This is a genomic window from Martelella lutilitoris (assembly GCF_005924265.1).
Taxonomy (GTDB): Bacteria; Pseudomonadota; Alphaproteobacteria; order Rhizobiales; family Rhizobiaceae; genus Martelella; species Martelella lutilitoris.
In genome coordinates this window covers 1-1,520 of sequence record NZ_VCLB01000017.1, presented here as the reverse complement: position 1 = coordinate 1,520, position 1,520 = coordinate 1, and the positions used below count along the sequence as shown (strand labels likewise).

Sequence of the window (1,520 nt, the reverse complement as noted above, 5' to 3'; positions counted from 1 at the left end):
CCGACTGTCACCTGGCCGCCGTTTTGACCGGCGAAGATACCGACGGAGCCTGCCCAGGCAGCATTGCCCTCACCGTTGATGGTCGACCATTTGTTGGAGGCGGTTGTCCAGGAGCCGCTTCCGCCGATCAACGTGCCGTCGTCAGCGGGCAGCGCCGCGCCGTTCCAGTATTGGGCCACCTCGTTATTGCTGTCATAGGCGACGATGCGGAGCATCCCGGGCTCCTCGCCTCGTACGCCGGGCGTGACGATATCCAGTCTGTAGTTTCCGGAAAAGCCGTTGATTGTCGGCGCGGCGGAGAAGATGTTGGTCGGGTCCTGCTGCAGGTTGCCGGTATATTGCAAGATGTTGTAGACACCGGCCTCGGCATCAGGGCCGCCGCCTGGACCGGTGACGGTCAGGAGACCGCCGCGCGTATCAAGATCTCCGGTGGAGAACATCGTTCTCAGGGCGTTGGCTTGATTTAGGGTCACGTTGAGATTGGATGGGTTGAGGAAATATGCGCCCGCCGGCCGGCCGGCCTGGAATGTCACGGATGTGCCGAGCCCGAGACGGGTGGTGCCCTGCGTCCCCCTCAAGATCGCGCCGCCATTGCTGATCGTGACATTGCCGCCGACCGCCCCCGTCCCGTCCAGTATACCGTTGTTGACAAGTGTACCGGTAAAGCTTGTGGAGAGGTCTTTGTCGAGAAAGACGGCATAACCTTGCGTGAGGATATTGCCGATGTTGTCCCGCGTGCCGCCCCCCATATAGATATCGAAATAGCCCGAACGGTCGACGCTCGTCACATTGTTTCTTGTGAATTGGTAGTCTTGCTCATATGCGGCGACTTGAAAGTGACTGCCTGCTCCCACAACGATATCGCCGACAACCGTAGCTGGTTTGTTCTCCGGGTTATTGCCGGATTGGCTGGTAATACCGCCAAGCCGGAATTTGGAGGCGTTGTCGATATAGGTTGTTCCCGTATATTGTTGGTCGCCTATCACGGTGACCGCGCCGCCGCCGCCGCCGGTGATATGGAGGTCAGAGACGGTGCCGTCCATGATGATCGTGTTGAAATAGATTCGGTCGGACTGGGTGCTGCTGATAGTGAAGTTCTGACCTGCTGTGGGAGACATCGCGATCGAGCCGCTACCGGCGAAAAGCAGATTCTGGTATCCGCCCGGGTTGGTCTGGGAGTTGCCGCCAATAATGATGCCGCCCACCGTCAGGTCTTCATCGATCGTCACTTCTATTTGTGCGGAGGTGACGAAATCGATCAGCTGGAACGCAGCGACATCGCCGGGAGTGGTATTGGGCCAGCTCCTGTTCGGGGAGATGGACAGGGTTGTCCAGTTGAGCGCCGAAGTCGACCAGGTCCCGCTGACAGAACCGTCGGGCAGCCCTGTGCCTCCGGGGCCGGTGTTCCAGTAGAGTGTTTCCGCCCTGGCCATGTCCGGCGCGACAAGACCGGCCGCGCCGGACGCCAGAAAGACCGCAAGCGCCGTCCCCGACAGAAAACGGGTCTTCCGGTACGTGCG

The 1,520-nt window shown here is 60.1% G+C and carries 1 protein-coding gene; it reads right to left on the bottom strand.

Annotated elements, in window-relative coordinates; genetic code table 11:
* The coding region (locus FF124_RS20660; protein ID WP_187327027.1) for a hypothetical protein at positions 1–1,520 on the bottom strand (1,520 nt) is incomplete at both ends.